This window comes from Komagataeibacter rhaeticus (assembly GCF_003207855.1).
GTDB classification, from domain to species: domain Bacteria; phylum Pseudomonadota; class Alphaproteobacteria; order Acetobacterales; family Acetobacteraceae; genus Komagataeibacter; species Komagataeibacter rhaeticus.
The window spans coordinates 1-519 of the sequence record NZ_NKTZ01000062.1 but is presented as its reverse complement, the minus strand read 5'-3'; the positions used below and the strand labels follow the sequence as shown (position 1 = coordinate 519).

The following is a 519-nucleotide window of genomic DNA, read 5'->3' as shown; positions in this document are numbered from 1 at the left end:
CAGAAGACCAGAAGGCCAGGCAGCCAGCACCCGCACAGAGAAAGTGCAGTGCATTCACACAATCAACACTTAACTTATCGCTTATGAACGCTCACGCCCTCATCGCTTAGCATGGATACCCCGACTGCTCGGACCATCCACGGGTCAGACCAACCCGCGACAAAGGCACGTCCACAAACGCACCAACCTATTCACTTATCAAAGAGCAAACTCACCAGACCGCAACACCACGTGCACCGCCAACGCGGTTCCACATGCTATCCGTCCGATCTCCATTATCTTCCGGCGACAATCTGCCAGTCTTCCGATCGTTCCCAACCCTCTCAACACCAGGACCAGGCCATTCGGCCGGTGGTGGAGGCGGACGGGATCGAACCGACGACCCCCTGCTTGCAAAGCAGGTGCTCTCCCAGCTGAGCTACGCCCCCATCAGTGCATGACACATCAACACGGTCACGCAGCAGAACTGGTGGGCCAGGGAGGACTTGAACCTCCGACCCCACGCTTATCAAGCGTGTG

1 tRNA gene is annotated in these 519 nt (G+C 57.6%); it reads right to left on the bottom strand.

The annotated features are described in order from the left end of the window. Positions 1-352 precede the first annotated feature (352 nt). Positions 353-428: transfer RNA gene (locus CFR78_RS15955), tRNA-Ala, on the bottom strand. Positions 429-519 lie beyond the last annotated feature (91 nt).